The sequence below is a fragment of the Mesorhizobium sp. WSM4312 genome (assembly GCF_002294875.1).
In the GTDB taxonomy this organism is placed as follows: Bacteria; Pseudomonadota; Alphaproteobacteria; order Rhizobiales; family Rhizobiaceae; genus Mesorhizobium.
Window position 1 is genome coordinate 1 of sequence record NZ_NSFU01000021.1, and the last position, 24992, is coordinate 24992.

Consider the following 24992-nt stretch of genomic DNA (forward strand, 5'->3'; position numbering starts at 1 on the left):
CGCTTGGCCGCATCGGCGAGCCGGAGGAAGTGGCGGAGCTCATCGCTTTCCTGTGCTCGTCAAAAGCCGGCTTCTGCACCGGCGCCGATTACAGGATCGACGGCGGCCTGACCGCCGGCATTGGCGTGAGGTAGTGTCCATGAAGATCGGCCTTGGTCTCTTCGGCCTGGCGACCGGCCTTGGCGCGGCACTCTCGACGCTTGCGGCAAGTCCATGGCTCGAGCGGATGAGTTGTGCCGCCAATTCCGCGCGGCCGTCGTGGCGCTGATGGCCGTAAGCGGCGCGCTGATGATCTGGAAACAGCACGAGGTCGTCCTGGCGCTTTATAACGAGTTTGCTGGCGGTCTCCTGGCCAGTCCGGTCGGACCCGCGTAGGACTAAATCCGCGGTACGGCGGTCTAAATCGACCCGGCCACGAAGACCCCGTAGGTTGGTTCTGCTTTATTACGTGCCGGCAACGCCCGGTGACCTATAGGTCACCCGAAAGACTGCGTCGCCGTTGAGACTCGGTCGCTCAGGTAAAATTCGACAATCTCGGATGCAACTTATGCCAGTTTCCGTCCTTTGTGGTTTTGTGGAACGGTCCTTGGATTTTGATTGCATTGCTTTTTCAGCAACCTCTAATATCAGCCTGTTAAAATCGGCATTCTGGGGAGGAAGTGTCATGCCTAGGGTTTCAGACCTTTTCTTTAAAACAGCTATCGTATGGCTTATTCTGGGGATCGGCGCCGGCTTGCAGATGGCGATCTCGGGCGACCACGGTGCATTTCCTGCACATGCACACATCAATCTGCTCGGGTGGGTCACAAGCGCTATCTTTGGCGGCTACTACGCTCTTAATCCGGTAAAGGCAGCGCGGAGAACCGCAATGGTCCACTACGGCCTTTACAACGTCGGATTGGTGGTAATGCTGCCAGCTCTGTATCTGATGCTGCACCAAGGCTATACGGCGATTGAACCCGTCGTCGCCGTAGGTTCACTGATCGTGGCTGCCGCCGTGCTGGTATTCGCCTTTGTTGTTTTCTCAAGCGCAAGCGAGCGCGTGGTGTCTGGGTTATCGACCGCAACACGCTAAATCGACGGTGCTCGGCAGTAGTATAGAGGGGCGGCATGAGCCGCTGGAGCCGGAAGCCGAGGCTGACCGGCTCCCGCCTGTTTCTGTGGTCACAACGCAACAACGCCCGCTCACGACACCTGCTCCTCAGCCAAATTATCCTCGCTCCCCTATCGGGCTTAGTCGGCCCGAGGCTGCGATTCTGATCAACTCCAAAAACCGAAAGTGAACCCGACTCGCCTACGAGGCCGTTCAAATCCCACTTCTGATGCCCCGCTTTCATCGCGCCGGCCGGCCTGATACCGCGCATCGGAAGCGTGGCGAGACGTTGCAAGTGGCAGAACGATGGTGGCGAAAAGCAATCGCGGCGAAGCCTCCGGCGGTACACAGCGCTGATCCGTCGGGCGCGCCGAGGGCCAGCGCGGTGAACATCGCGGTGCCGATCCAGGCGATGACCTTGCCCGAATGCTGCCGCCGGCAAGCGCCAGCCCCAGTGATATTATCGACTTCATAGCTCAGATCTATCGAGAGGCGTTCGCTGATCACACGAGAGCAGCGACCTGCCACGAGGATGATGCAACGGCGCCTGGATGAAGAAGCTCCCGACCTGGATGCCTTGCTGCAAATCGGCGACGTTCGTTACCATCCGGTTCCGGCTTTGACGGACAAATTGCTGGAGCAATGTCGCCTTCTCCCGGCCTACTTGGTATCAAACCGACGTTGAATCCCTTGGAGACCCGCTTTAAATAGAGGTACTTAAAATCCTAGCTATTGGGAGGTAGCTATGATCGAAAGCCGTACAGACATCGCGCGGGCGATGATCGACGCCACCTTTGTCTCGCGCCATCGCTCTATAAGTGACATCGCCGAAATTCGTCGCGATCTGGACCAGTCCCGGCGGGCAGTCGCTGCATCACGCGACCTTCTAAAGCGGCTGCGCCAGCGCAAGATAGACGAGGCGACCAGAAACGTTGAGCAGCACCCGGTGTCCGCGTTCGATGCCGACATTCTCCGCAACGTCTTTCAGAAGTTGGTCTTGGAAATGAAGACACCGGAGTGTCAATGGCGCGATCTCGCCCAGACCCTGGTTTACGATTTTACCGGGTGCGAACGCGTTCAGTCCGGCGTGCTGGACTGGATTGTGCGGAAGTAGACCCGCGCTTCAGAATTTCAAACTGATGCACTACCCAGCTCGACAGCAATGCAACACCGCCGATTTCTGCGGAAAGCACGAGGAAGTTAACCAGCAAGGTTGCAATCAGCGGCCAGATAAACGCATTGAAGCCGAACCGTTCACGGATGCCGTCAGCGATGGTGTGATGAATGATCGCGGCGAAGCGGCCGGCCATCTCGACCAGGAAGATCATACAGATCGTGCCGAGCACGACCGCCCAGATGAGCTGGAAGCCGAACAGCGCGCCGGCCTGTGCCGCCGCCGCCATCGACCCGACGTCCAGAAGCCGCCGACGCTGGTGACGACACCGAGCGAGATCTCGAGCAGCTTCTTCATCGGCTCGGCGAGGAATATTGTCGATAGGCAGTAGCCAAGTCGCCTTGCGCGGCGCGAAGCTCCTGTTGCGGCTGTCCGGCCTCGGCGTGCTGTTCGGCCTCGACCCCGTCCTTGGCCCGCTTTGCCGCGTTCGACACCGGGTGAGAGCCTCTGCCAGCCCATCGCGCTTTGCCCGGTCGGACTGAAATGCTGATTCCACTTGCCGGCCGGGGTCGGCGAGTGTCTTGGCAAAAAATTTCAAGACAGAGGATGCGTAGCGGGACGGAGCGGCGCCGGACAGCCAGGCATCACTCAGCAGCACCGCCGCCTCGCCGTCGAGGTTGCAAGTTTCGAATGATGGTCGACGGTATCACCAGCAGAGGGCAGGAAGGCCCGGCTCGGCCGGGCAACGGTGCGCAACATCTTCCCCTCGTTGAAATCACGAAGAAAGCCGCAGCCGTGGGAAAGTGCCTCCGCGCTCGGGATTTGCGCAATCGAGGCGGGCCGGTTTCCATGCCCGACCTAGCTTCGCAAATGTTTTCAACTCATCGGGACAATCATGAGCCGCGACCTTGCCAAGACTTGAGCGCGCCAGAAGCTGGACTATCGCGCTCACCGAACAGAAGAGCGTGGGAAGCGTCCGATTGCCTGTTGCGTCCGCCTCGCGACAAAGGAACTATGAAGCAACTCTCCACTCAGCCTTTTGGAGTTCGAAGCGCTCACCCAGGCAGTTTCGAAACTGTCGAAGGATCATGGCGGAACGCTGGGAGAGGTTGGTGGTCTCTTTGTCCGAAGCCTTGCGCGAAGGAGACACCTATTGACGCGGTGGTCTCGACGCAGAGCAAGGAGACCCGCTAGCCAGCCGGCTTCCCCGAGCCCTCGACATTATCCTGTTCGGGATCGACAGCTTCCAAGGCATCAACGACAGGCGCCAATGAATTCTCTTTCTCGGGACCGGATTCCGCTCCTCTGTTATCTTCGCCGATTTTGTCCAGCGCACGTTGAATGGCGTCTTCAATGTTGCCGACCTCCTGCTCTCGCACCTCGCGACCGTAGCCGGCGGCATCGGCGTCTTGCTCAAATTGCTGCGCCAGCATCGAAACACTGACCTCGGTTTCGGCAGGCAAGTTGCCGACATTCTCCTCCAGCCAGCTGCGCAGGAATTCCTTCGTCGCGTTCATCGATCACCTCCTCGACGCGAGATAACCGGACGATGACGCCAAAGTTCCCTTGAATTCCGAAATCGCAAGGAACAAGGGGCCAACGTGGGGACGGTTCCGCCCCGGGCTAGGACAAGCTCCTTTTCCAGCCCAACATCCCCATCAACGGCCTGACCGATGATGAGATGGTCAGCTTCTTGACGGCGCGCGCCGCATGGCGCGCGTCACCGCGCCCAGCGCTCTCTGGATACGTCTGCTTGAGGCTTTGCATGGTCGGTCCGCCGTGTTGCGGCAGGCCCGCAACACGGGCCTGACAGACCGTCCCGAGGATATGAGGATCGCCTGGACGATCGGTTTGGAACTTAGAAGTCGACGCTATGTTCCGGCAGGTGCTGTTCATTCCTTTACATAGGCGCCGGGCTGACGGCCACTCCTGGGCGCCTTGGCATCCTTGGAATGCTCCGCGACCGCGGGACCAGCGCCTGAGCTTTTTTCGGTCGCCGGGCTCGGCGTCAGCCGCCGCGCGGATTGCGACCCTCCGAATGGTGAGTCTTATCCTCGACCTCGCGCCGTTTGCGGCTAAGGACTGGATCGACGTGAGGTCTTCCGCTGCCGGCGGCGTCCTGGGAAAATTCGTCGCTGGGATCGGGATCGGTGTTCGCCGGATATTTCCTGGCACCTGTCTCGCGACGGTTTTGGATGTTGTTCATGGCTGATCTCCGGGTGATGGAGGAAAACACCGGCGCGAGGGCGGAGTTCCCACATATCGGGCAGCCCGAATTAAGTTCTCCGTGGAACACCCCCCGTACCCGATTAGGCGCGGACAGTAGAGCTCAGCCGCGAGAGGAGCCGGGCATGGACAGGGAAGAACGCATCAGGCAACGCGCCCACGAGATATAGGAACGCGAAGGCCGCCCCGGGCGACGCCAGCAGAAACACTGGGACCGGCTGTCCAGGAGATCGAGCCGGAAAGTCCGGAAGCCGAGCGCGGTCCAGTGGCGCCCGATCCGGCGGTTGGCGTCGGCTCGGACTCGGCCGCCAACAGGCCAGGCGGCGGAAGCCGCTCATGCGTCTTATCACAATTGCGCTCGGCATTCTGGTGGTCGTTCTGATCGCCCTCTGGATTTGGGCTGGCCAGAATAGCGGGCGTCCGGCTGGCGGTTCCCAGCAGCCTTCGCCGCACGCTATCGACCAGAATGGCTGAGAGGATCAGACGCTTCATCGCGCGGCCGTGTCGCCGGCCTTGTGCCGCTTTGCCTTGGCTGGAACCAATCCGCCCGAGTTGGCGCGCAGGCCTCTGAAGAACTCCTCCAAATAGGGCAGCAGTTCGAACAGCACGATAATGATCATCACGGCGGCAATATATGTCACCGGCAGTTGCTGATGTTTCCAAATCAGGTCGAAGCGAGCTTTTTCCGTTCCGGCGCCAAACAGCGCCAGGAACTGGCCCCAATGAAGCGCCACCACGCTGACCAGCCCCATCAGCGGGATCATCTCCAGGAAGCTGTGCACATGCTGCTCGATCGGGCTCACCGTGCGCGCGGTGGTCGCGTAACGCACGTCCCATATCGCCGTCCCTTCATGGATGAAGAAGGAGACGATCATCACGGCGATCACGAAGGCGTTCACCTCGAGGAACATTGCGGCAAGCAGCGGGATCCCGACCTCGGCGAACATCAGCAGATGGATGAGCGATTCCTTCGCACCAGTCGTGGATTCAATGTGGGTCGCACGGTGGCAGAGCCAATCGGCAAAGCCAGCGATCAGCCAGACCGGCAAGACGAAATACATCAGGATGAGAACCATCGGATCGGTAAGCACGACGCGGCTCCTATTTGCCTCCATCCATCGAACCGCACGCCGGCGAAATGGTTCCATGCCTCCGCGACCAGATGGAAGTGCATGCAGCGAACGGCCGGAACGGTTCACCGGTCGCTGCGTTCTAGCATGTGCTTCCCTATGACCTCATCGTCATGCGCCTCGGTTTTGGCGCGTTATGGCTACGGCTTCGCCATGTCGGAATGCGAACTGAAGGGCTCGGGTGTGAGACGCTGAGGGGACTTCAGCTTTGAGCGCGCAGGACGAGTGGCTGCTCGCCAGCAATCTGGCGACGGTCTTCGCCGACTTGGGCGCGATCATCTTGGGACGACCGGTGGCACGCTGGAGCAGGCCCGAGGGTATGCCAAAGCATCGACCTGCACGGCCGCAAAATTTTCCCCGTTGCGGACGATCTGATGCTGCGCGATGTGCCCTTCGTGTTCCTCGGCGGACACGACGACATCGCCTCGCTCCTTCAGACCGTTCGCCACGTCCGACGCAATCAGATACGTCTTCAATGATCATTGCCAAGGGCGCTGCCATGGCGACCCCTGACGGGCGCATCTCTTCCGTCGCACGGCTGATCGTACTCCGCCGGCACGGAAACGCACCACACTTTGCTTCGGAGCTGTTTCAAGTCCCTAACAGGATTTGGACCGGCCTGGGTCAAACCCGTCTCCTGGTGAAGTTCGATTACAGGTGGAACAAAGCCGCCCGAGCATCAAGCAGATGAGGAACTCGGGCCTCTGGCCGTCGCCCTTTGCGGCGGACATCGCGTGCAGCGACATAAAGGGATTCATCGTCGGGTGGTCCATGGCCTTAGGCTCCATCCATTGCGGCGGCTCCTGCCTTTTCTCGCCTTGCCTCATCGAAACCGACGGACAGCACGATCTCGCCGTCGCTGCCACGAACCCGAACTGCCCAGCCGTCCTGGAGAGGTTCGGCAGCCGCATCGTCGAGCAGGTCGATCGCCGACCGCAACGCTTCATCATGAACAGCTTCCAGGTTGCGCAATTCCACGCCTTCGAGACGCCTCAAACTGCCACCCTCGCGATATTCGAATGTATAGAGATCCTGGCCCGTATCGCTTGGCGGCTCGATGCCGGGCCGGCCGCCATCCTGTTTCCGCGCCGCAAGTCTTGTGCAGGCGGGCCGCCAAACGCGGCGCACTGAACCATCAACTCTTTGGCACGATCAACAAGGGCGCCGTGGTCAAGCAACCGGTCGGACACGGCCATCGTGACAGAGACCTTTCACCGTCCTCGCCGACAAATTCGACCCTCACAGTTGCGGGGCTGGCATGTATCGCTGTGTCGAGAACTTGCATTCCCGCCTCCTTCTCTTGGTGTCGAGGATGGAAGCTGCCCTAGTCCCGAAAGTTCCCTCCGGGTTTCAAGGAGGGCGGTTGGAACGGCGGGGCCGGATGCGGGTTTAGGTAGCAAAGGAGGCGCCGAATGTCACCTGACGAACGTACACCCGCCGAGGCCCGTGGCGAAATCCAGGCCGGCAGGACGCAAGACAAGACCCCGGGGTTCGATCCGGCGGCAGTGCCGCAGGAAGCGGACGCCGAGGCGGGCGGTGTCTCGACCTCTGCTGCACCGGCTGCGACCCGCAACCCGAACTTCACCAACCAGGCGAGCTTTGCCAACGCGATGCGACCGCCGGAGAACGCGCCCCACCTCAAGCCGCGCAGGAACGGGCCGGTCCTGGTCATCTTGGGGCTGGTTGTCCTGCCCGCGCTCGCCTTCCTGTTCGCCGCAGCCCTCCGCTAGGAATGGAAGGAACATCATTCTCCGTTTCAGGCTTGATAACGCAGAAGGTTGTTGCGATGCCAAGCTTGAGAAGTTTGTTTGGCCATCTGTGGCGTTGGAAAGCACAGCCTACGACGCACCCCTCCCATTGGAACGCCATTGTGCGGATGCTAAGGCTGAGCAATCTTCGACGATCTTGCTTCGCTGAGCACGGGACAGTTCTGCTTCTACGACATTGAAACGCCCCTGACGTTGGCGCGGGTAGCCGAGGACGATTGCGACTATTTTGCCCACCGGCAGATCCCCTATTTCGACGTTTATTTCTCATTTCCCGGCGGACCTACGCTGGAAGCGGAGGACGTTGGCAGCGATTTTGCCGTAGCCCGTTGCGATGCGCCGTCTTGACTTTGGCGAAGAACGCCTCGATGCCCCAGCAGTTTTTGTAGGCGATCTTGTCGTAGATGTGTTGGTGCTTGCCACGGCGCCGCGGCTGGATGACCGGTTCACCACCTTCGAGGATCACATCATGCAGTCGATCGGAATCATAAGCGGTCGGCGATCATTTGGCCTGCAGCAAACCCCTCGGCCAGTCCACAGGCAGGTGCCATGTCGTTTTGATTGCCGGGCCCGATCTCGAAGTGACCGGCAAGCCGAGTGCGCCTACGACGGTGCCGAATCCGCTTCGCGAGCGGCCGAGAGCCTGGGCTGCAAATTCTCCTTTACGCCGGGCCCCCGCAGCCCGGGCGAACAAGAGTCGCGTCAATTCATCAGCCATTCCAGATTTGGATCACTGCTGATCGCTTCGACCAACCGGTCGAACACGCCAGCCTCGATCCAGCGATAGTAACGGCGCTTTGCAAGCAGATAGAAATGGGGCTGGCGGACGAACTATGTCATCCCACCAGCCCCGCGCTGAAACGACAGGCCGCAGTCCGCAAGAGGGGAGGAGTTCCTGCGCAGCGGCCTATCGAGAACCTCAGCGACAACAACTATAGGGCGAAGCTCCTGGTCGCCAACCGGTCGGACGGCTTTTCGTCCATCTGCAACAGTTCATGTTTAGGTTGCTGGTGCCATATGATCTGCCGGATGTCTTCGATATCGACCACCTGATGGCAGATCGGGCAGACGTAGCTGGTCAAATAGCCACGAGATCGGACTGAGGGCGGAAAGCGTGAGCGTGAAGTTGGTGAGCGTCTTACCTTTCCGACCAAACAGCTCACTTTCAATTTGGTGGACCAGGACGTTCCGGCTTCAGCTGTGTTCGACAGCTTGCCGGGCATAGCAAAGCCGTTGCTCGCCGCTCTTTGTGCCCTCGACGAGTCTGATTGCATGTCCCCAAGGAGCCGACAAGGAATGCTTAGCCGTCCAGGCTCTGCATTGGCTAAAAGACATGCTGACCAAGCCGGAAGAAGGCAAGCGCACTAAGACAACGCTGCGTCGCCTATGCCGACGCCAAACACGGCGAGGGTGGCGGCCCCCGAACTCAAATTTCCTTTGTCGAGCGTTCGCTGAGCGTCGCACCGGTTTCAGCATCCAGTGCCACCATGCTGACCTCGTAGCCCCAAAGGTTTCGGATATGGCGCAAGGTCGCGTCGCGGCTTCCGCCCTCGAGCATGATGCCATTCTTCACCGTGTGCTGAAGCCTCAGGCGCCGGTCGCCCAGCAGATCGACGTCAATCACCTGGATGTCGGGCCGGCTCGCGCCCACGTCGTAGGTTTGAGCGAGCGCTGAGCGTATCTTGGCATAGCCACGCTCGTTGTGGATCGAGGCGACTTCGTAGTGCGGCTCGTCGGCGCTGTCGGCCAGCATGAATAGCCGCCATTTCCGGATCAGCGTCGGGCTCAGATATTGGCGGACGAAGGATTCGTCGCGGTGGTTGGCCCAGGCATCGAGCAAGATGTCACGCCAGTCGCCGCGGCCGGCGATGTCGGGGAACCAGTCGCGGTCCTCCGCAGTCGGCGCGGTGGAGATGCGCTGGATATCCTGCATCATGTCCAGACCCAGCGCATAGGGATTGATGCCGGAATAGCGAGGGTCGTCATAGGCCGGCTGGAAGACGACGTTCGAGTGATTGCGCAAGATCTCGAGCATGGCGCCTTCGCTGATGCGGCAACGGTCGAAAAGCGTGTTCATGAGCGTGTAATGCACGAAGGTGGCGCAGCCTTCGTTCATCACCTGGGTTTGCCGCTGCGGATAAAAATACTGCGCAATGATGCGCACGATCCGGATGATCTCGCGCTGCCAAGGCTCAAGGACGAGGCTGTTCTTCTCCAGGAAATAGAGCAGGTTTTCCTCCGGAAGTTTGAGTGATTTCTTCCGCTCTGCAAGGATTTCGTCGGTGGCTTCTGGCTTACTCTTTCCCGGCGAGGGCGGCAGTGTTCGCCAGAGATCGTTGAAGGAACGCTCCTCATATTCGAGGCGCTCGCGCAGCCCTTCGCGCTGCTGTTCCGATGACAGCTTCGGCGGCCGCCGGTAACGGAAGACGCCTTGCTCCATCAGCGCGTGGGCGGAATCCAGGATGGCCTCCACTGCGGTCAGGCCATGCCGTTCCTCACATCGGGCTATGTAGCTCTTGGCAAAATCGAGATAGCTCAGGATGCCACCGGCATCCGTCCATTGGCGGAAGAGATGATTGTTCTTGAAGAAATGGTTGTGGCCCAGGGCTGCGTGCGCGGTCACCAGGGCCTGCAGGGCCATGGTGTTCTCTTCCATCAGGTAGACGATGCAGGGATTAGAATTGATAACCAGTTCGTAGGCCAAGCCGCGCGCGCCCTTGCGGTAGAGAAGTTCGTCGTGGAGGAAACGTTTGCCGAACGACCAATGCCGATACATCAGCGGCATGCCGACGGATGAATAGGCGTCGAGCATCTGCTCGGAAGAGATGACCTCCATCTGTACCGGATAGATGTCGAGTCCAAGCTCTTCGAGGCCGAGCGCCTCGATCTCGTCGTAGACTCGCGCCAGTTTCGCAAAATTCCAGTCCGACCCGGAAAACAGTAGTTCGGACTTACGCGCCTGACTGACCATTGCCGAAGTCCCTCACGCGCTCTTGCGTAGATCAGGCTGCTTGGCGAAGAGTTGGCGGAAAACCGGATAAATGTCGGCCGGGGAGGCAATGCGCCTCATCTGGAAGTTCGGCCATTTGCCGTCGACGGCGTTATAGGCGCGCCAGAGCGATGTCCCGTTCTCGGTCGCGCCGAAAATGTGGCTTTCCCGCTCGTCGATGATTTCCACATAGGCGAAATATTGGCAAAGCCGCATGAGCTTGCGGTCGAGCAGCTCTATGCAGCGCTCGGAATCGGCGGCGAAGTTGTCGCCGTCGGAGGCCTGGGCGGCATAGATGTTCCATTCGGCGACCGGATATCGCTGCTCGATGATGCGGTGCATTTCCTCAAGGGCGGTGGAGACGACGGTCCCGCCGCTTTCAGTGTGGTAGAAGAAGGTATGTTCGTCCACCTCCTGGGCCTCGTGGGTGTGGCGAATGAAGACAATGTCGGTGCGTTCATAGCGCCGGGTCAGGAAAAGGTGCAGTAGCACAAAGAAGCGTTTGGCCAGATCCTTCTCGCGCTCTCCCATCGATCCCGAGACGTCCATCAGGCAGAACATGACCGCGTTCGCATTGGGCACAGGCTGGGGATCGAAGCGATTGAAACGGATGTCGACCGGATCGACATAGGCAATTCGCTTGCGCCGGCGCTCGAGCCGATCTAGTGCCTCGCGCAGGGCGGCGATGCGTTCGCGCACCAGGGCGCTTGCCGGCTTGGCTTCCAGCTCGGCAATGTGGTGGACGATCGCGTCGAGCTCCGCCTGTTTGGGGCGTCTGAGCGCGATGCGCCGCCCGTGGCTGTTTCGCATTGTGCGTCCGACATTTATGTTGGTCGGCGCCCCGCTTGCCGTGAAACCTGCCCGTCTCGGCCTGAAGCTCAGTACCTGCTTGAGGTTGAGCTTGACCAGATCCGGAAGCTCGAGATCCTCGAAGAAAAGGTCGAGCACTTCCTCGCGCGACAGCACGAAACGAAAGTCGTCTTCGGATTCGGCGGTACCCGGCGCCGATCCGTAGCCGCCGCCGCCGCCCGGCCTGGCGATAAGATCACCAGAGCTGAATGTCCGGTTGCCGGGCAGGATGTGCTGACGCCGGCCGCTTTCCTTGTCGTCGCCGAAGGTCGGTTCGCCGGTGCCTTTGCGAGGGATCGGCACCGCATGCTCGCGGCCCAGTTCGGCGATGCCGCCGGTGCGGACCTTGTCGCGGATGCTGCGCTTGAGCTCTTCGCGCGCGCGTCTGAGAAAGCGCTGGCGATTGCCAAGGCTCTTGTCCTTCGGATTCAGGCGGCGGTCGATGAAGATCGGCATGGCACCGTTCGGGCGTCGCTCAACCCGCCTTGTTCACGCGCATGTACCAGTCGACCAGCCGGCGGACCTGCCGCTGGGTATAGCCGCGCTCCACCATCCGCTGCACGAATTCGTTGTGCCGCTTCTCCGTGACGCTGTCCTGCTTGGAGCCGAAGCTGATCACCGGCAGAAGGTCCTCGACTTGGCCGAACATGCGCTTTTCGATGACCTCGCGAAGCTTTTCATAACTCGTCCAGGACGGGTTGCGGCCTTCGTTGCGCGCGCGGGCGCGCAAGGTGAATTTGACAACTTCGTTGCGGAAATCCTTGGGATTGGCGATGCCGGCGGGTTTCTCGACCTGCGACAATTCCTTGTCCAGGACCTCGCGATTGAGGATCTGCCCCGTATCGGGATCCTTGTAGTCCTGATCCTCGATCCAGGCATCGGCGTAGGCGATGTAGCGGTCAAAAAGGTTCTGACCATATTCGCTATAGGATTCCAGATAGGCTTTCTGGATCTCATGACCAATGAACTCGGCATAGCGCGTCGCGAGTTCCGACTTGATGAACTCGAGATAGGCAGTTTCCGTGTCCTTCGGGAATTGCTCGCGCTTGATCGCCTCCTCGAGGATGTACATCAGGTGCACGGGGTCGGCGGCGACCTCCTTGGTGTCGTAGTTGAAGGTCTGCGACAGGATCTTGAAGGCGAAGCGCGTGCTGACACCGGTCATGCCTTCGTCGACGCCCGCGGCATCACGATATTCCTGGACCGACTTGGCCTTCGGGTCGATCTCCTTGAGGTTCTCGCCGTCATAGGCGCGCATCTTGGTGTAGAGCGGCGAATTGTCGTGCTCGGCAAGCCGGGTCGAGACGGTGAAGCGGCTGAGAATGTCCAGCACCTCGGGCGCGCAGGGGCTGTTTGCCAGTGCGCTTTCGCGCAGCAGCTTCTCGTAGATCTGCCTTTCTTCGGTGACGCGAAGGCAATAGGGAACCTTGACCACGAGAATGCGGTCGAGGAAGGCCTCATTGTTCTTGTTGTTCTTGAATTGCTGCCATTCCGATTCGTTGGAATGGGCAACGACGATGCCTTGGTAGGGGAAGGAGCCGAAATTCTCGGTGCCGTTGTAGCTGCCTTCCTGGGTCGCCGTCAGCAGCGGGTGCAGCACCTTGATGGGCGCCTTGAACATCTCGACGAATTCGAGCAGGCCCTGCGTCGTCCGGTTCAGGCCGCCGCTGTAGGAATAGGCATCCGGATCGGACTGGCTGAAGTTCTCCAGCTGCCTGATGTCGACCTTGCCGACCAGGGCCGAGACGTCCTGATTGTTCTCATCGCCGGGCTCCGTCTTGGCTATGGAAATTTGGCGGAGCCGTGACGGCAACAGCTTGACGACGCTGAATTTCGAGATGTCACCGGACAGTTCGTCCAGGCGCTTGGCCGCCCAGGGCGAGATCAGTCCGTTCAGGCGGCGGCGAGCTATGCCGTATTTGTCTTCCAGCAGATCGCCCATGCGGTCGGGATGGAAAAGGCCGAGCGGCGATTCGAAGACCGGGCTGATCTGGTTGCCGACCTTGAGCGTGTAGATCGGGCGCTGCTCCATCAGCTTCTTCAGCCGTTCGGCGAGCGAGGATTTGCCGCCGCCGACCGGGCCTAGGAGATAGAGGATTTGCTTGCGCTCCTCGAGGCCTTGCGAGGCGTAGCGGAAATATCCGGCTATGCGCTCGATCGTGTCTTCCATTCCGTAGAAATCGGAAAAGGAGGGATACACTTTGACGGTGCGGTTGGAGAAAATGCGGCCGAGCCGCTCGTCCTTGCTGGTATCAACCAGGTTTGGCTCGCCGATTGCCTCGACCATGCGTTCCGGGGCCGAGGCATACATGGATTTGTCCTCGCGGCAGGCTAACAGATATTGCTGGAGGCTGATCTCTTCCTGGGCCGCGTTGGAATAAATCTCCGAAAACAGATCGAAGACGTCTGATTGATTCTCGCGCATGATGCCTTGCCTCGACAGGCTGCCAATCGGCTCATCCGCCTATTTAACTACCGGAATGCATTGTGGTTCCCTTCACGGGAAGGAGAGTGCATGCAATCCGGCACCACCGCGGCAGACGCCGACTGCGTCGAAAAATGCTCTGGTGCTACCAACACCTGTCAGCGTGGCGAGACCATCGCTTCTGCGCCAGTGCCAGCACGCAACCCGCGCCGAAGTCATGATCGAACGGGTGGGCCGATAGATGCGCGCCAAGAGGCGTTGTGCCAGGCAGAGCTGCAAACGCGCGCCCTTCGACAATTGTCCGCGACCTTCGATTGGCCATCCCACTGTGTCGCGATGAGGACCTCGCCACCCTTTGCCGGCTGTAACGTCTGTGTACTGGCCGCGTGTGGTCAGTGCGAAGGGGTCGGAAGCCTGTCCCGCTGATCAAGGAGGCGATCGCAAACGGCGAGCTCTTCCGTGCCCATGCCTTCGAGCTCGCCTGCGCCAGGAACGACATCGAGCATCGCACCACCAAGGCCAAGCACCCGTGGACCAACGGCCAGGTCGAGAGAATGAACCGGACCATCAAGGACGCTACCGTCAAGCGCTTCTACTAGGAGGGCCACGATCAGCTCCGTCAGCACCTCGCCGACTTCGTCTCGGCCTACAACTTTGCTCGTAGGCTCAAGACCCTCAATGGTCTCACATCCTACGAGTTCATCTGCAAAGCGTGGGCCACACAGCCCGAACGCTTCAGGCTTAATCCGCTCCAGCAAATGCCGGGACTAAACACCTAGTTAGCCGGTCCCGTAGAACGGACCGCCTCCCAGACCACTGAGAGCGCCCGGCATCGAGGATCAAGATAATGATGAGGATCGTGGCCAAACCCATGATGTATTCCTCCGGCACAGCCCGACCGGCTGCCCGGGAGAAACGCTTCGAGGCGTCCTGTTGGTGCCAGAAGCTATGTGAGAGCAATGGCGCGCTTGGGTCCGAAAAATGCGGAAACAAGGTCGCTTGTGCCCCGCCGTCGGGTTCCCGAATCCAGGCAGCGCTCCGGGAAACTGACCCGCGACTGCTTGTTGTTCGTAATAGGAACAGGGCGCTGACGACCCGGCGAACTCCAAAGGAATAACGTAAACGATTTAAACCTTTTTGTATGATGGGCGTTGTTCGTTCTCCAGATCAGGAGACAGTCATGCAGATGAAATCGGAAATCGCCGGCAAGGCGGCCAAGCAGCGTCACATCCAGCGCAACATCGATGCCAAGGACAAATCGAAATCCAAAGCCAAACAACAAGGCGCCATGCAAGCGGGTGCCAGACAATATCCGGAGCCGCCCTTCCCGGAGCAGCACCAGCCAAAGCCTGGGAAAGAGTGGGCGATCGAGCCGGCCCCGCTTTACGACGCGCCTTACTATCTCGGATCAAAAAAGCTCGACGGCAAAGTGGCCCTGATCACCGGCGGCGATTCCGGCATCGGCCGTTCGGTGTCGGTTCTGTTCGCCCGCGAGGGCGCCGACATTGCGATCGTCTATCTGGCCGAGGACAGGGATGCCAAGGCGACAAAGTCCGCCGTCGAGGCGGAGGGACGGCGCTGTATCCTGGTGAAGGCCGACGTCAGCGAACGCGACGAATGCCGCAACGCGGTGGCGCAAACGGTCAAGGCATTCGGCCGCATCGACGTGCTGGTCAACAATGCGGCATTCCAGATTCATTCAAGCGAGTTCGCAGAACTGACCGAAGAGCATTTCGACACGACGCTGAAGACCAACCTCTACGGCTATTTCCATATGGCACAGGAAGCCGTCCCGCATATGAAGCCGGGCTCGGCCATCATCAACACCGGTTCGGTCACCGGCATCGACGGGTCGAAGGCGCTGGTCGACTACTCCATGACCAAGGGCGGCATCCATGCCTTCACCCGCGCCCTCTCCGGCAATCTCCTCGGCAAGGGCATCCGGGTGAACGCGGTTGCACCGGGTCCGGTATGGACCCCGCTCAACCCTTCGGACAAGGAGGCCGGTGACGTTTCAAAGTTCGGCGCGGACACACCGATGAAGCGGCCGGCGCAGCCGGAAGAACTCGCACCGGCCTATGTGTTTCTCGCCTCGCCACATTGCTCGAGCTACATCACCGGCGAGATACTGCCGGTCGTCGGCGGATATTGACAGAGAGGCGATTGCCTCGACTGATCGGCAGTGGTCGGTCGATGTGGCAGGCAGCGACCCGGCGAAAAGTCGGTGATATGTACTTCATAGCCTTGGCGACGGATGGCTCTTGAGCACGCCTTTCACGCGCTGGCCTGTTCTTGGCTAGCAACTATGTCCATCTCGCTGGAACTACCCCAAGCGCCGCCGTGAAGCAGTTCCGGGGAGCCATCGAAGGCTTCGTCTACGATTCCAGGGAGGCTCCGAAGACCACACAGTGCTCATGAGCAAGCATCTGAAAAAAGATGTTCGATCACGTGGCCGCAATGGCTGTCCACGCGGATCAGGGATTTAGGAGTGACAAGTGACACCCGTGAGAACGCTGCTGCTTCGATGAGCCTTTCTAGTCACCCGGCAATATGAGATCCACGAAAACAGCCATCTCGGCCTCGCGGTCCGTCTGATGCCACAAGTGTCCTGGCCAATTGGTAAGTTCGGCTCAGCCAGGCTTGGCTGATTTCCGGCAGCTGAGAAATCGGTAGATATTTGGAATGAGAACTGGCTTGTCTGGATCGTTTTTGAACCCGTTGAAACACTCGACCTTGGTTGCGGGGGCCAGTTCCCGATAATCAATTGAGATTTAGAGCCGGCAGGTTTCATGCTAATGGAAGACAGGGCCTAAGCATTTCATTGATTCGATGGCCCCTTTCCCTGGTGACCGACGGCACACCCCGTGCCCCCCGCCCGCAGCCGTCGGTTGCCGATTTTGCTCTAGGCGCACCTCTTTTCCCGCACAGCGAGCACACCTAGGGCCACTCCTCCGAATAATTTGATTGCAGGAACTTCCGGACCCAGGCGTAAGTTAGGAACTCACTAACATAAGGATGCACGGGAATGAGGTTCGTCGTCATTAAGATCCGACTGATCAATGGCTGGTGTTCGACCAATTCACCACTCTGCCTGCCCAAGTGGGTAACCGTCTGTTGATCTGGCTTTCGTAAGCATAAGCCGAGTGGCTTGCCTACGAGGTCAGTATCCAAGAGCCGTCGTCGCAGTCGCGTATGGGACCTGGATTTCGTCACCTTCTGTCAAATCATCTCCTCAACTGTCGATCTGCGCGGCAAACGGGCAAAAGGATTGCCTTACCGGCCACCTATCTCTCGTCAATATTCCTCCCGATGCCGACGGGAACAGTAAGCCTGGTCCAAGCATCGCTGTAACTCGTTGAACGGTATGATCCAAAGCATCAAGACAGCGGGAAATCGACATAGGCACTGTCAAATTTTCTCGCCAATGGGACTTCCCGATGGTGCCATCGCCGTGCGCATCGAGGCCGCGCTCGCGAAGGCGCTAGCCTATTAAGGCATGCCAGATATTGAGACCGGGGGGGACGAAAAAGCATCCGCCCAAACGCCGCCCCTGACCGAGAGCGTCGCCCGTCGGAAAATGACGTCGCACCTCAGATGAATCGGCTTTCGGAACCGGATGAATACTTCGACAAACGCCAGCAGTATTCCTTCCCCCGCGCCAGACCTCAGCCGAAATGACGGTCGATCGTAGTCAATAACAAATGATGGTTTTCGGCCTTTCCCATGGCTGAATTCTTTTAGGAACAAGTCGTCTCGCATCGAGTTGAGGCTGACCAACCCACCAGGAGATTCGAGACATGGCGACCACGAAAACGGCCTCGAAGAAGGGCCTGAATGAACTTTTTCACGACACGTTGAAGGACATCTATTTCGCTGAGAAGAAGATTCTGGCGATGCTTCCCAAGATGGCCAAGGCGGCGCAAAGCAATGACCTAAAGGCTGCCTTCGAAAAGCATCGCGGCCAGACCGAGGAGCATGTCGCACGCCTCGAGGAGGTGTTCGAGGTGATCGAGAAGAAGCCGGTCGGCAAGACGTGCGCCGCCATTGTGGGCATTGCAGAGGAAGGCGCCGAGATCATGGAAGAATACAAGGGCTCGCCGTCGCTCGATGCCGGCTTGCTGGCGGCGGCGCAAGCGGTCGAGCACTATGAAATCTCGCGCTATGGCACGCTCAGAACCTGGGCCTCCGAGCTCGGTCTTACCGAGGCAGTCAATCTTCTCGACAAGACGCTGGGCGAGGAGAAAGAGACGGACGCCGTGCTCACCGAGCTTGCCGAATCCGCCGTCAACGTCGCCGCCGAAGCGGCCTAGGGCGGAGGCGGAGTCTCCCCTCAACTCTGTCGTCCCCGAGCCCCGACATTCACATCCTTGGAGCTCACGCCTGCAATCGAGATCATGGTATGGAAAAAGCATTCAACCGTATGGCGGAGGCCGTCGCGCACGCCACCGGCAGGCCTTGGGCTTTCGCCCTTTGCCTGGTCTCGGTTCTGATCTGGGCAGCAACCGGGCCGGTTTTTCATTATTCCGAAACCTGGCAGCTCGTCATCAACACCGGCACCACGATCATCACGTTCCTGATGGTGTTCCTGATCCAGAACACCCAGAACCGCGACGGGGCGGCCATTCAGGCCAAGCTCGACGAGCTGATCCGTTCGGGCAGAGCCAAGAACGACTTTATCGGTATCGAGCACCTCACGGAGGCCGAGGTCGACGAGTTCCGGGCCCGCTGCGCCGAAGCAAAGAGAAAGCGTGTGGCCAGGGCCTAAGAGCGGTTTTCGGCGTTTCACGGAAACTCACGGAATCGCCGAACCGCTCTATCTTTGTCTTGACCCAATTCCGGACGGAGGACCGGTTCACACTTTTCCCGGAATTGCTTAAGCATGCGGTGTGACGACACCGCCAATCGGACCACGGATCGGCCACGGTCCGATAGCCGCTTGCGCAAGGTTCGACGGTAGTCTTCCGAAATGATCAACTGCCGGAAGGCTTGGGCCGACTCGTTAAGGGTGACATCGGGTAGGGCATCCAATCGAGGCCTCAACGACGGCACTCACCCGTGAGGGAAGCGTTCCGCAGATCGCCCATGTCCCGCGGAACGTCTGTCGCGATTGATCGGAATCAAAGCCGGCGCAAGAATTCGGCACATTCTGCGAACATGTGGCAGCCAATCGTCACCGCACCATTTTCACGGATTCTGGAACTGGCAGTTCTGGACGAAGAAGGCGCGCACTCGCTTGTGTTTCCGTGTGAGCGAACCGAAATGGGATGGAGGAATGCCATCATCGGGGTTCCAGTCGATATTCACCCGACCCACTGGCGCGATTGGATTGAGCAGAAGCGGCCAGCAAACGATTCACCAGCTGGCGCTGATGACGGGCGAGCTTCAAATTAGAACCTGCCAAAGCTGCGAGATAACAGGTAGGCCGAATGTCTGCCAAATTTGGGGTAAAGGCTGCGGTATTCGGGAGAAATTCTCTGCCGGCACTCACCCGGGCGAGATCGCAGACGCGATCCAAGGCACGGGAACTGGCGAGGGCTCACACCAACTCGGGGGTCAGGGTCGGTGATGTCGCCGATATTCTCGAAGAGGAGAGCTTGGCCGCTGGCATCATTCTGCGACGCGCTCTCCTCGAGAGGTGTCGAGGTGATCAAGACAAGCGGCGACTATCACTTTGATGGCAATTATGCCCGTTTGGCCGAGCAGATCCTGGCTGGTTTCAACAGGAGGGTCGCTGCCAGGATGTAGCGCTCGTCGACAGCACACCGGGCTGGAGTCCGACGCAGCCACGCGGCAAACGCGGCCACGGCATGATCGCAGCACTTCTGTTGCTATTCACATTCGAGCACGGGAAGCAACTCAGCAATGGAAGATTCCGACCGTCGCGGCAGTCGTCAGCATGCGATCATCTCAAGGGAACGCCTGGATAGATTATTCAGCCAACGTTACGAAATATTCATGCAATGGCAATGACGTCGTAATGTGCGCCTCTCTATTCTTTTCAGCACGACGCCCTTTCAGGGCGAGGTTATTGATAGAGGATGCGAAATCATGAAAACCTTCTCCAGTGTATCTTCCAGCACCCGCAAACGCTTGATGGCTACCGCTGCTTCCCTGGCTATTACCGGGGCGATCGGCTTAGGCGCCCTTGCCACGGGTACAGCACCCGTTCTGGCCGATGCCGTACACGTCCAGACCGCGCAGGTCCCCGGCTTCGCCGATCTCGTGGAACGCGTTTCGCCTGCCGTGGTTAGTGTCAGGGTCAAGGCCAAGATTCAGCCGACGGCCGACAATGGCTCCGACTGGGGTTCCGAGGGAATGGACAATCTTCCCGACAATCCGCAACTGCGACGCTTCTTCAAGGAGTTCCGCGGCTTTGGCGGCCAGGGAGGCCAGCAATTCGGCATGCGGCCTTTCGACCATCGCGACCATGGCGAGCCGCGCCCGATCGCTCAGGGGTCCGGCTTCTTCATCTCCGAGGATGGCTATCTGGTCACCAACAACCACGTCGTGTCGGAAGGCTCTGACTTCAGCGTAGTCACCGACGATGGCAAAGAATTGGACGCCAAGCTCATCGGCGCAGACCCGCGCACCGATCTGGCCGTACTGAAGGTCGACGGCGGCGGCAACAAGTTCACCTATGTCGACTTCGCCGACGACTCCAAAATCCGCATCGGCGACTGGGTGGTCGCCGTAGGCAATCCGTTCGGCCTAGGCGGCACCGTCACCGCAGGCATCGTCTCGGCTCGCGGCCGCGACATTGGGGCCGGTCCCTATGACGACTTCATCCAGATAGACGCCCCGGTCAACCGCGGAAATTCGGGCGGCCCGACCTTCGACCTCAACGGCCAGGTGGTCGGCATCAACACCGCCATCTTCTCGCCCTCGGGCGGCAGTGTCGGCATCGCCTTCGACATCCCGGCCTCGACCGCCAAGCAAGTCGTCCAGGACCTGATGAAGAACGGCTCCGTCCAGCGTGGCTGGCTCGGCGTCGAGATCCAGCCGGTCACCAAGGACATCGGCGAGTCGCTCGGTCTGAAATCTGGCAAGGGTGCGCTGGTATCCAGCGCCCAGGACGCCGGTCCTGGCAAGAAGGCCGGCATCACGGCTGGCGACGTGATCACCCAGGTCGACGGCAAGGACGTCGCGTCGCCGAAGGAACTCGCCCGCATGATCGGCGCCTATGCGCCCGGCAAGTCGGTCGACGTCACCGTCTGGCGCAACGGCAAGAACGAGACGGTCAAGGTCGATCTCGGCACGCTGCCTTCGAGCAACAAGCAGGCCTCGGACGACAACAGCAAGCAGGTGGCCCCCGCCGCCAAGGCTGAGACGTTGACCGATCTGGGCCTCACCGTCACCAAGTCGGATGATGGCAAGGGCTTGGTGGTCACCGATGTCGATCCCGACGGGGCCGCTGCCGACCGCGGCGTCCAGCCCGGCGATGTCATCACCACGATCAATTCGGCCGCGGTGAACAGCACCGACGACGTCACCAAGGCGATGGCCGATGCGATGAAGTCCGGGCGCAAGGCAGTGCTGATGCAGATCACCCGCAACGATAGCAACCGCTTTGTCGCCCTGCCTGTTGCCAAGGGCTGACCCTGGCTCCACAACTGGGGATCAGTTTTGGAGACAGTTTGACCTTCCGGTGCGCCGGTTCCTCCGAGCCGGCGCACCGGAAGGGTGGGTTCTTGGAGGGCGGAGGGCCGTGAGCAACCCTCACCGTTGAGTGCGGAGTGCTTTTTGCCTGGCCCCACCTACCCTGCCAGTACCGCTGTTCTGGCCGAGAAAGAGGCACCTCGAACATGAGCCTGGAAATTGCGATCGGACCGCCGCGGTTGGCACTCAACGACGGCTTTGGCTTCTTGGTCACCGATCAGGATGGCCAGATCACCTGGCCCACACACCAAGGTCTGTATGCCTCGGATACCCGCCTGGTTTCCAGTTGGCAGCTCTATGCCAACGGAGAGCCTTGGGATCTGCTCAACTCCGGGAACATCACCCACTTCGCCGCCAAGATCTATCTCGTAAATCGGCCCTTCAAGACCGAAACCGGTCCAGTAGAGGCCGGTGATCTGGGGCTGACCCTCGGTCGGGCTCTGGGTCACGGTGGGTTGCATGAAGACTTTGACCTGGTGAATCACGGGGCAGATTCGGTGCAATTCAATCTGGAGGTCGGCATACGTTGTGACTTCGCCGATCTCTTCGAAGTCGAGGCCGACTCAGTTGTTCGCCGTGGTCGGATCGCCACGAAATGGACGCCCGGAAGCGCGCGCCTTCGCACGTCCTACATTAACCAGGATTTCAGACGGGCTATCACCATCACGGTACACAGAACTCCAACGAAGCCTGTCTATGCCAACGGGAGGGTATCTTTCGACGTCAAGCTCGACCCTGGCGCGACCTGGCATGCTTGCCTGCTCTACGACTTTGGGCAAGGCAGGAAGAGGTCTCGTGCTCCACGCGCTTGCGTCGACAACTGCTTGGGTTCGAAAGCCGCAAAACGGGTCTCCGCCTGGCGCAGCATGGTATGCAAGCTGAGCACCCCGAATGGCGAATTCCAGCAGCTCTACAATCAGGCGATCGAAGACATGGCGGCACTTCGACTGCCGATCGAAGGCACGGACCAGCTCGAGTATGTTCCGGCCGCCGGTTTGCCTTGGTTCATCGGGCTGTTTGGTCGCGACAGTCTGATCGTCTCGCTTCAGAATGCCATTGTTTATCCTGATTTCGCGCGAGGTGCCCTGGATGTTCTAGCTCGCTTCCAGGCCACCTCACTGGACGACTATCGGGATGCGGAGCCGGGCAAGATCATGCATGAGCTTCGTACCGGCGAACTCGCACATTTCAATCTCATTCCACATACACCCTATTATGGCACTGCCGACGCAACGCCCCTCTATCTGATTGTGCTTCACAACGCTTGGCGCTGTACGGGGGATGACAGTTTGATAGAGCGGCACATCGAAACCGCCGAGAGGTGCCTGGATTGGATCGATCGCTATGGCGATCGCGACGGCGATGGGTTCCAGGAATATGGAACGCGCTCAAACGCAGGCTACGAGAACCAAAGCTGGAAGGACGCCGACGATGCCGTCGTCTATCCCGACGGCACTCCGGTCAAGGGACCGAAGGCTCTTTGCGAGTTGCAGGGCTATGTCTACGATGCCTGGCAGCGCATGGCTGAAATCTACGATGCCAAAGGCGACCGTGATCGCGCCAGGCAGCTTAGGGCCAAGGCCAAAACGTTGTTCGAACGGTTCAACGACGTGTTCTGGGATCAGGCGTCGGGTTTCTATGCCTTCGCGTTGGATGGGAAGAAGAAACCGGTTCTGAGCGTCACCTCCAATCCCGGTCATTGTCTTTGGTCCGGTATTGTCGCACCCGAGCGGGCCGCCAGGGTGGTGCAGAGATTGATGATGCCCGACATGTGGAGCGGCTGGGGCATCCGGACGCTTTCGGCCGAACATCGAGCCTATAATCCGCATTCTTATCAAAGAGGCTCCGTCTGGCCCCATGACAACGGGCTGATCGCGCTCGGTTTTCGGCGCTATGGATTTTTCAAAGAAGCTGCTCGTATCGCCGGAGACGTGAGCGGTGCAGCGAGCTACTTCATGCAGCATCGCATGCCCGAACTTTACGCCGGGGCGACGCGGACGCCTACGACGTTTCCAGTCCAGTACAAGAGGGCGAACGTTCCGCAGGCATGGGCTGCAGGCTCATGCTTCTCCTTTCTACAGGCGATCGGCGGGATCCAACCGGACGCTGCGAACGGAAGGTTGTACATCGACCCGAAACTGCCCGACTGGATGCCCGAGATGACCTTAAGGGATCTGCGGCTGGGGAAGAACCTTCTCCACCTTCGGTTTTGGCGCGCTGGCGCTCACACGCGTTGGGAAGTATGCGATGGTGATGCTTCGCTGGTGGCAACGCGCAGTTCCGCGACAGGCCCGAGCCTGTCAGGCATCTGCCATGCGACCTAATGCATATCCTTCAAAGTGCGCAGTGGTTTTGGAAAAAGATTCCTAAAACCACTGACCCCAAGTAAAAGCATCAGCCCGATAGGGTTGATCGGCTTCCTAAGTGTGCCGCGCCGGGGCGATCACGAGGCCAAAGAGCAGACGGGGGCGCGTAAACCTCACTTCATACGCTGAATCGGTCTGGCGCAAAAGCTTGATAATACACGGGATCGCCTCGCCCGGCGATCAGGTCGGCGACAAGGCGCGCCGTGATCGGCGCCAACGTCAGCCCTAGATGGCCGTGGCCGAACGCATGGACGACGCCTGGGCTACGGCGGGACCGGCCGATGACCGGACGCGAGTCCGGCAGCGACGGCCGGAAGCCCAGCCATTCGGAGGATGGCCGGCCAAGCTCGGGAAAGAATTGCCGCACACCGCGATCCAGCAGCGCCAGCCGGCGCGGATTTGGCGGCGCCACTAGCCCCCCGAGCTCGACCGTACCAGCAATGCGCAGCCTGCCGTCCATCGGCGTCATGTAGAATCCCAGATCGATCGGACACACGGGTCGGTTGAGGAGCGGCGTGTCGGTGGGAAATTCCAGGTGATAGCCGCGCTCGGTTTCCAGCGGGATCCGATCGCCGGCCTGCGTGGCAAGTGCCCGCGAGCGGGCACCAGCCGCGATCACGACCGTCCGCGCGGTGATGCCAAGCCCTGGGCCGCTCAGCCGAACCCCGCTGGCCTCCGCCGAGAGGCTCGCCACGTTCGCTCGCAGCAATTGGACGCCGCGGGCAGTCGCGGCGGCGGCTAGCCGCGCCAGCATGGCTTTCGGATCGCTGACATTGATCGAATCCGGGAAATACAGACCGCGGGCCTCGATGTCCGCCAGCCGCGGCTCCAGGCCCGCCACCTGTTCGGCAGTCAAGACCTCCTGGTGGACGCCAAGTTCCGCACGCAAGGATCGTCCGGCGGCCGCGCCGGCAAAATCGCTCTCATGCCGATAGATGTACAGGCAGCCATTGCGGCGCATCAGGTCCTGCAGGCCAGCCTCCTGCACCATTTCCTCCCAAGCCGGCAAGGCTTCTGCCAGCAGCCCGGCGAGCGCCAGCGCGTTGGCGCGGGTGGGCTCGGGGAACGACTGCCTGACAAAACGGACCAGCCAAGGCGCAAGCTGGAAAAGTGCTGCCCAGCGCCATGCGAATGGACTGTCGGGATCAAGAAGCAGCTTCGGCAGCGCGCGCAGCACGCCCGGGTTGCCGACCGGCATGCAGGCATATTCGGCGATCGTTCCGGCATTGCCGAACGAAGCGCCGGAACCTGGCTCGTTGGGATCGATGAGCACGACTTCGTGGCCTTCGCCGGCGAGCCGCAACGCCGTCGCCAGGCCGACGACGCCGGCGCCGACAACGGCGATTTCAACGCTGCTGGTTGTCGCCACCTGATATTC

The 24992-nt window shown here is 60.0% G+C and carries 20 protein-coding genes and 2 pseudogenes; 12 read left to right on the forward strand and 10 right to left on the reverse strand.

All coding sequences use genetic code 11. The annotated features are described in order from the left end of the window. From CK228_RS28435 to CK228_RS28450, 4 genes are all read left to right on the forward strand, one after another. On the forward strand, positions 1–134 hold a 134-nt coding region (locus CK228_RS28435), incomplete at its 5' end, for an SDR family oxidoreductase (protein ID WP_143750393.1). 5 nt (positions 135–139) lie between these two features. Continuing rightward, a complete protein-coding gene (locus CK228_RS36400; protein WP_280951048.1) occupies positions 140–268 on the forward strand; it encodes a hypothetical protein in 129 nt (42 codons plus the stop codon). Positions 269–664: 396 nt separating this feature from the next. Further along, complete coding sequence (locus CK228_RS28440) at positions 665–1075, forward strand: hypothetical protein (protein ID WP_095789956.1); 411 nt, start codon at positions 665–667, stop codon at positions 1073–1075. Positions 1076–1838: 763 nt separating this feature from the next. Next, positions 1839–2207 carry a hypothetical protein gene (locus CK228_RS28450; RefSeq protein ID WP_095789957.1) on the forward strand — a complete coding sequence of 123 codons (369 nt, stop codon included), beginning with the start codon at positions 1839–1841 and terminating at the stop codon, positions 2205–2207. On the opposite strand, the gene CK228_RS36040 is transcribed toward CK228_RS28450, so the two are convergent. The 5 genes from CK228_RS36040 to CK228_RS28480 form a co-directional block, all read right to left on the reverse strand. After that, positions 2152–2865, reverse strand: coding sequence for a divalent metal cation transporter (locus CK228_RS36040; RefSeq protein WP_245438132.1), 714 nt, complete (start codon positions 2863–2865; stop codon positions 2152–2154). The genes CK228_RS28450 and CK228_RS36040 overlap by 56 nt on opposite strands. 532 nt (positions 2866–3397) lie before the next feature. Continuing rightward, the gene (locus tag CK228_RS28460; protein ID WP_095789958.1) at positions 3398–3724 is read right to left on the reverse strand and encodes a DUF768 domain-containing protein; all 327 of its coding nucleotides are present in this window, start codon (positions 3722–3724) and stop codon (positions 3398–3400) included. 491 nt (positions 3725–4215) lie between these two features. Then, the gene (locus tag CK228_RS36045) at positions 4216–4413 is read right to left on the reverse strand and encodes a hypothetical protein (RefSeq protein WP_095789959.1); all 198 of its coding nucleotides are present in this window, start codon (positions 4411–4413) and stop codon (positions 4216–4218) included. 508 nt (positions 4414–4921) lie between these two features. Then, the gene (locus CK228_RS28475; protein ID WP_095790034.1) at positions 4922–5524 is read right to left on the reverse strand and encodes a diguanylate cyclase; all 603 of its coding nucleotides are present in this window, start codon (positions 5522–5524) and stop codon (positions 4922–4924) included. Between the two features lie 314 nt (positions 5525–5838). Next, on the reverse strand, positions 5839–6039 hold the full coding sequence (locus CK228_RS28480) for a hypothetical protein (protein WP_095789961.1): 201 nt from the start codon (positions 6037–6039) through the stop codon (positions 5839–5841). Between the two features lie 181 nt (positions 6040–6220). Here CK228_RS28480 and CK228_RS28490 point away from each other — a divergent pair, with 181 nt between their 5' ends. Together CK228_RS28490 and CK228_RS28495 are read left to right on the forward strand one after the other, a co-directional pair. Next, complete coding sequence (locus CK228_RS28490; RefSeq protein ID WP_142887723.1) at positions 6221–6694, forward strand: hypothetical protein; 474 nt, start codon at positions 6221–6223, stop codon at positions 6692–6694. Positions 6695–6975: 281 nt separating this feature from the next. Then, a complete protein-coding gene (locus CK228_RS28495) occupies positions 6976–7293 on the forward strand; it encodes a hypothetical protein (RefSeq protein ID WP_095789964.1) in 318 nt (105 codons plus the stop codon). A 303-nt stretch (positions 7294–7596) separates the two neighbouring features. Here CK228_RS28495 and CK228_RS36050 read toward each other — a convergent pair. The 4 genes and pseudogenes from CK228_RS36050 to CK228_RS28520 form a co-directional block, all read right to left on the reverse strand. Further along, positions 7597–8127 (reverse strand): annotated as a pseudogene (locus CK228_RS36050) (IS5/IS1182 family transposase); the annotation flags it as partial. A 628-nt stretch (positions 8128–8755) separates the two neighbouring features. Beyond that, entirely contained in the window at positions 8756–10300 is a 1545-nt protein-coding gene (locus CK228_RS28510) for a SpoVR family protein (RefSeq protein ID WP_095789965.1), read from the reverse strand. Between the two features lie 12 nt (positions 10301–10312). Then, the gene (locus CK228_RS28515) at positions 10313–11623 is read right to left on the reverse strand and encodes a YeaH/YhbH family protein (protein ID WP_095789966.1); all 1311 of its coding nucleotides are present in this window, start codon (positions 11621–11623) and stop codon (positions 10313–10315) included. A gap of 19 nt (positions 11624–11642) precedes the next feature. Next, complete coding sequence (locus CK228_RS28520; RefSeq protein ID WP_095789967.1) at positions 11643–13592, reverse strand: PrkA family serine protein kinase; 1950 nt, start codon at positions 13590–13592, stop codon at positions 11643–11645. 464 nt (positions 13593–14056) lie between these two features. On the opposite strand from CK228_RS28520, the pseudogene CK228_RS28525 reads away from it, so the two are divergent. The 6 genes and pseudogenes from CK228_RS28525 to CK228_RS28560 all read left to right on the forward strand — a co-directional run. After that, a pseudogene (locus CK228_RS28525) lies at positions 14057–14371 on the forward strand (integrase core domain-containing protein); the annotation flags it as partial. Positions 14372–14772: 401 nt separating this feature from the next. Further along, the gene (locus CK228_RS28535) at positions 14773–15744 is read left to right on the forward strand and encodes an SDR family oxidoreductase (RefSeq protein WP_095789968.1); all 972 of its coding nucleotides are present in this window, start codon (positions 14773–14775) and stop codon (positions 15742–15744) included. Positions 15745–17389: 1645 nt separating this feature from the next. Further along, positions 17390–17902, forward strand: coding sequence for a ferritin-like domain-containing protein (locus CK228_RS28540; RefSeq protein ID WP_095789969.1), 513 nt, complete (start codon positions 17390–17392; stop codon positions 17900–17902). 89 nt (positions 17903–17991) lie between these two features. Next, entirely contained in the window at positions 17992–18357 is a 366-nt protein-coding gene (locus CK228_RS28545; RefSeq protein ID WP_095789970.1) for a low affinity iron permease family protein, read from the forward strand. Positions 18358–19640: 1283 nt separating this feature from the next. Further along, positions 19641–21188, forward strand: a complete 1548-nt coding sequence (locus CK228_RS28555; RefSeq protein ID WP_095789972.1) for a Do family serine endopeptidase — start codon at positions 19641–19643, stop codon at positions 21186–21188. Positions 21189–21394: 206 nt separating this feature from the next. Further along, positions 21395–23572 carry a glycogen debranching N-terminal domain-containing protein gene (locus CK228_RS28560; protein ID WP_095789973.1) on the forward strand — a complete coding sequence of 726 codons (2178 nt, stop codon included), beginning with the start codon at positions 21395–21397 and terminating at the stop codon, positions 23570–23572. Positions 23573–23732: 160 nt separating this feature from the next. On the opposite strand, the gene CK228_RS28565 is transcribed toward CK228_RS28560, so the two are convergent. Beyond that, positions 23733–24983 carry an FAD-dependent oxidoreductase gene (locus CK228_RS28565; RefSeq protein WP_095789974.1) on the reverse strand — a complete coding sequence of 417 codons (1251 nt, stop codon included), beginning with the start codon at positions 24981–24983 and terminating at the stop codon, positions 23733–23735. Positions 24984–24992: the final 9 nt, after the last annotated feature.